Source organism: Candidatus Erwinia dacicola, assembly GCF_001756855.1.
GTDB classification, from domain to species: domain Bacteria; phylum Pseudomonadota; class Gammaproteobacteria; order Enterobacterales; family Enterobacteriaceae; genus Erwinia; species Erwinia dacicola.
Window position 1 is genome coordinate 1 of sequence record NZ_MAYS01000004.1, and the last position, 4,886, is coordinate 4,886.

The window sequence follows — 4,886 nt, forward strand, 5'->3', positions numbered from 1 at the left end:
ATCGGCTTCCATGATGCGGTTGAGCATAAACTCGGTGAGCTCACGTAGAAAGTCCTCACCGCCAAGTTGCACCAGGGTGTTGCTGAATGTCATGCTGTGGTCAGCCATCAGTTTGTTCCTTTTAAGATAATTGTCTGATTAACCATTACCTTACCGGATAAGCCGATGGCGCTCACCATCCTGCCGAATTTACACCACGTCCCAAGACTCTACCCTTGCTTGCCAGCACGGCGAGCCCTTCATCGCGTAGCCTTTTTTATAAGCCGCTTGTCATAGGTATACGCGGAGCTGCCCTCTTTTGGCGGTGGTGGCCGGTAGTACTGGCTGTCGACGACCTGCGCCGCGGTGTGGAAAGGGGTAACGCTGGTGTTGTCATCCTGCGCGGAGAGTGCAGTTAGTAAAGCACCGCCTAACATTAGGCTGGAATATAACGCATTAAATTTCATTGAAATTCCTTTTTATGAGTAAAAGCAGGCTTATCCTCACTGAAAGGCAATGCAAAAAAAAGATATGCGGATCTCATTTTTTTATTAGATCTATTTGGATATTTTTGGCACTCAAAATCAAAAAAATAACGTAATTAATTAACTAACTAGCTGTTATTCAAAACAAACTCTGAATAACAGAGATAAAAAAAGCCGGTTCCCCGGCTTTTTTTACAATCAACAATGGCTGTTACTTGCCGAACATATCTTTAATCCAGCCCGCTACGCCATCGCTGTCCTTCTGCTCATTTTGCTTCTGCGGCTGCCCCTGCTGCGGTTGCTGCTGGCTGTTCTGCTGCTGCAACATCTGCTGCTGTTGCTGACACAGCGCCTCAGCATCGGTGGTCCAGACCGGCAGACAGCGCCAGCTGCTGCTGGCACTGCCGCAGACAAAGTTGCCGGCAGAATCAACGCTCATCGGCGCGATATCTTCCGGCGGCGTCAGCTGCAGCGGCATCGGAGCCTGGTTAGCCAGATAGCGCTGATAGAGCTGCATGGCACCGCTTGAGCCATAGACCTTGGTCGGCTGGTTGTTATCACGGCCAATCCAAGTAATCGCCACCTCTTTGCCATCAATGCCGGCAAACCAGCTGTCCACCAAGTTATTGGTGGTACCGGTTTTACCCGCTAGGCTAGCGCGAGGATATTTGGCACCCAGCGCACGCGCGGTACCGTGATCGACTACCTGCTGCATGGTGTAAAACGTCAGATAGGCGGCCTGAGCAGATACCGCACGTTCCGCCTGCGGGAAACTCTGATACAGCACGCTACCATCTTCAGCAATCACCGAGCGCACTGCAGAGAGCGGTGCACGGCTGCCGCCGCTGGCAATGGTCTGGAACGCCTGCGCCACTTCAATCGGGGTCAGGTTAAGCGCCCCCAGCAGCATCGCTGGTACAGGGTTCAGCTGATCTTTCTGCACACCCAGTTTAGTCCAGATATCCACGACCTGCGGCAGCCCCAGCGTCATGCCAAGGTTAACCGTCGGCACGTTCATTGAGCGGGTCAGCGCATCCACCAGCATCACCTGGCCGCTGAATCGGCGATCGTCGTTCTGCGGTTTCCATACTTGGCCATTCGGCTGCTTCAGCGCAATCGGGTTATCGGCAATCCAGGTATTCAGGCGATAGGTATCTGGCCGGCTGAGGGCGGTCAGATAAATCGCTGGTTTTGCTAGGGAACCAATGGAACGGCGCGCTTGCAGCGCACGGTTGTAACCGGCAAACTGCGGATCGGCACCGCCCACCATGGCACGCACTTCACCACTGAAGCGGTCAACAATGACCATGGCCGTTTCCAGATCGTTCAGGCCAAGCTGTTTGCGCAGCGCCGGCATCCCCTCTTCCACCGACTTCTCGGCCGCATCCTGCGACACCGGATCAAGGGTGGTGAAGATTTTCACCCCGGAGAGATCTTTGATTCTATCGCCGAGCTTCGCCTGCAATTCGTTACGCACCATCTGCATAAACGCCGGCTGCGGCGTGATCACCCCACCTTTCGGCTGCACGCCCAGCGGGCGGACGCTCAGCATGTCGTACAGCTCCTGGTCGATTACCTGCTGCTGCAGCAACAGGCGCAGCACCAAGTTGCGGCGCTCCAGCGCCAGCTTCGGATTACGCCATGGATTATAGAGCGAAGCACCTTTTACCATCCCCACCAAAAGCGCCTGCTGGTCGAGGCTCAGCTCGTCCACCGGGCGGCCAAAGTAGTAGAGGCTAGCCAGCGGGAAGCCGCGGATCTGATCGTTACCGGCCTGTCCGAGGTACACCTCATTTAGATACAGCTCTAGGATACGATCCTTGCTGTAGCGCGCATCCATGATCAGCGCCATATAAGCTTCGTTGGCTTTACGCCACAGCGAGCGCTCGTTGGTCAGGAACAGGTTCTTCACTAACTGCTGGGTCAGCGTGCTGCCGCCCTGCACCGCACGCCCGGCGGTAATGTTGGCGAGGAAAGCACGGCCAATCGAGTAGAAGCTGATGCCGTCATGCTGATAGAAGTGGCGGTCTTCGGTTGCCACCAGCGTATCCACCAGCAGGTCAGGGAAGCCGTCATGCGGCACAAACAGGCGCTGTTCGCCGTTCGGCGACTGCAGCATAGTGATCAGGCGCGGATCGAGACGGAAGAAGCCAAAGCTGCGGCCGCTGTCGAGGTTTTTGATGTCGCTTAGCTGGTCGCCGCTGAAGCTCAGACGCGCGCGGATCTGCCCCTCTTTGCTGTCGGGGAAATCAAACGGGCGACGGATTATCTCAATGCTATTACCCTGCACGGTAAATTCACCGGGCCGCGTCATGCGCGTTACTTCGCGATACTGCGTGCCTTCCAGCAGGGCAATCATCTCTTTCTTGTTGTACGACATACCCGGTTCAAGGCTGACCATGCGGCCATAAACCGTCGCCGGCAGCTGCCAGACTTTGCCGTCAATGCGACTGCGGATCTGGGAATCAAGATAGACACCATAGATTGCCATCACCACGGTAAACAGCAGGAACAGCTTAATCAGTAAGCCAATCCAGCCTCTTTTCTTATGCGGTGAGCGTCCTTTTCCTTTACGTGGCACTGGGGTTACCTCATCATCATCTAGGTTTGCATCCTGATCGTCATACTCATCATATTCTTCCCTGCGACGACCTCGCCCCGCTTTGTTACGCGGCTGCTTGGGATGCTTTCTTTACGCCCGATAGGTTTGCGATCATCAGACATGTGTTTCATTTCTTCAGGGGCACGCGTCGGCTAGGCCGACTACTCTCGTCTCGTCGCACAGGGGCCGTTGCGGAAGTGGAACCTTCCGAATATTCGGGCCATTGCTCAGTACAGAAAAATTACGTCGCGGAAAACTTTTTCACGCGCCGCGTCGGTAATGTATTTACCGGGTCATCCGGTCACAGATGTTTGGGGTAGCGCCCTTTCATCTCTTTTTATACTTCCCGGTAAGTCCCGTTTCAGAACGCCACCAGATCGCGGGTAATCTGCAGCGGGCGCTGCGCCGGGGATAGCAGCACCAGCACCAGCGGGATGCGCCCTGCGGCAACACTTGGATTGTGCGCTTCGCCGTACAACTCCTGCCCTGCAGGCGCACCGCCAGCGCGGATGGTTTATCAGCAGACTACTGGATCGGCAGGCGGCTTCCGGTCAGCACAGTGTAATGAGTTGGCAACACGGTATCCAGTTGCTGTCGCTGTGACCATGTGAGCAATTGTAATAATGCAGCGGCACAGTCGAGCTGGCGCAGGCAACGCGCATCGCGCACGCCGCTCATCGCGGGCAGCAACCAGCGCTCCAGACGCGCCAGCAGCTGCGACTTCAGCACCAACTGGGTGGCGGCGGTGACCGCATGGGCATAGCTGCCAGCGGCAATCAGCATCGCAGCAAATAACGCGGTTCGCTGCCGAGCGCGGTCATTTTGTGTCCCTGCGCGTTCAGACGCCCGTCACCGTCGGTTGCCCCCAGCTTCTGCAGCAGCTAGCGCGCCGCCTCTATCCCCGTGGCGGGCGGCACGTCCAGCCAGTTAAGCTGGCTGATATCGTGGTAGCCCCATTGCAGCAGATTGAGCCACAGCGTCGCGAGGTCGCTAGTGAGTATTTCCGAGTCGCTATGGGTGGCGGCGAGCTCCACCCTCCTTATGCCATCAGATGCAGGTAGATGCGGTTCGAGGTACCCGGCAGGCCGGGTCATCGATGCTCGGCTGACTCGCCGGGTTTGCAGGCTGGTCAGCCCGTTGCGCAGATCGGAAAACGCACTGCGCTCCAGCGCGCAGTGCACCACCAGACGAATGCCCTCTATGGTTAAGCTGGTTTCGGCGATATTGGTTGCCAGCACCACTTTGCGCCGCCCGGCCGGAGAAGGCAGCATCAACTGACATCTGGAGCGGGAAGACGAGCTTGCCCGAGTCGATACAAACATGAACACTCATATTATTCAGAAGCACTTTAAAGAGATTTTGAATGTTTAAACAGCACGAAAGGCATTGGAACTATGACTATTGCTGCATTGCTGGCAGAGGTTCCGGAACCTGGCAGTCTCTCGCGGCGGGAAATCAGTGCACTTGTGGGCGCTACGCCCATAAACCGCGACTTGGGTACTATGCGCGGTCGACGAACTATTTTGGGCGGCATGGCTGGAGTAAGAACAGCACTGTAAATGGCTAGGGCTTTGTTGAATACTACTGATTTTATGTTATGGATGCTCGCTGTTTTTATGGGGTCGCAGCATAATCTCTATTTATTCAACAAAGCCTCCCACATGGGGAAAAAACAGGCCGCTATAAATACCAGAAGCGGTTAAGGTAAGCAACTATTCCTGATCACGCCTTGACAAGCATGTGAGGGAAAGCGTATTTGCGCGATCGGCAGTATAAAAACAAATTGCGCTAAATTTTACAACTCCACTTTCAGGGCTTTT

General features: G+C 55.4%; 2 protein-coding genes and 3 pseudogenes. 1 reads left to right on the top strand and 4 read right to left on the bottom strand.

Going from position 1 to position 4,886, the window contains the following annotated elements; translation table 11 throughout:
• Positions 1-239: 239 nt before the first annotated feature.
• The 4 genes and pseudogenes from BBW68_RS00085 to BBW68_RS20390 form a co-directional block, all read right to left on the bottom strand.
• The gene (locus BBW68_RS00085; protein WP_070133496.1) at positions 240-446 is read right to left on the bottom strand and encodes a hypothetical protein; all 207 of its coding nucleotides are present in this window, start codon (positions 444-446) and stop codon (positions 240-242) included.
• A 229-nt stretch (positions 447-675) separates the two neighbouring features.
• Positions 676-3,188 (bottom strand): annotated as a pseudogene (gene mrcB, locus BBW68_RS00090) (bifunctional glycosyl transferase/transpeptidase).
• A 179-nt stretch (positions 3,189-3,367) separates the two neighbouring features.
• Positions 3,368-3,914 (bottom strand): annotated as a pseudogene (locus BBW68_RS20385) (ATP-dependent helicase C-terminal domain-containing protein); the annotation flags it as partial.
• Between the two features lie 33 nt (positions 3,915-3,947).
• The gene (locus BBW68_RS20390; protein WP_420835319.1) at positions 3,948-4,388 is read right to left on the bottom strand and encodes a hypothetical protein; all 441 of its coding nucleotides are present in this window, start codon (positions 4,386-4,388) and stop codon (positions 3,948-3,950) included.
• On the opposite strand from BBW68_RS20390, the pseudogene BBW68_RS15145 reads away from it, so the two are divergent.
• Positions 4,357-4,622, top strand: a pseudogene (locus BBW68_RS15145) (transposase); the annotation flags it as partial. The gene BBW68_RS20390 and the pseudogene BBW68_RS15145 overlap by 32 nt on opposite strands.
• Positions 4,623-4,886: the final 264 nt, after the last annotated feature.

What these genes read in the sequence shown, in the direction of transcription:
- BBW68_RS00085 (WP_070133496.1), bottom strand. Translation starts at nt 446, where the DNA reads ATGAAATTTAATGCGTTATATTCCAGCCTAATGTTAGGCGGTGCTTTA.
- BBW68_RS20390 (WP_420835319.1), bottom strand. Translation starts at nt 4,388, where the DNA reads ATGTTTGTATCGACTCGGGCAAGCTCGTCTTCCCGCTCCAGATGTCAG.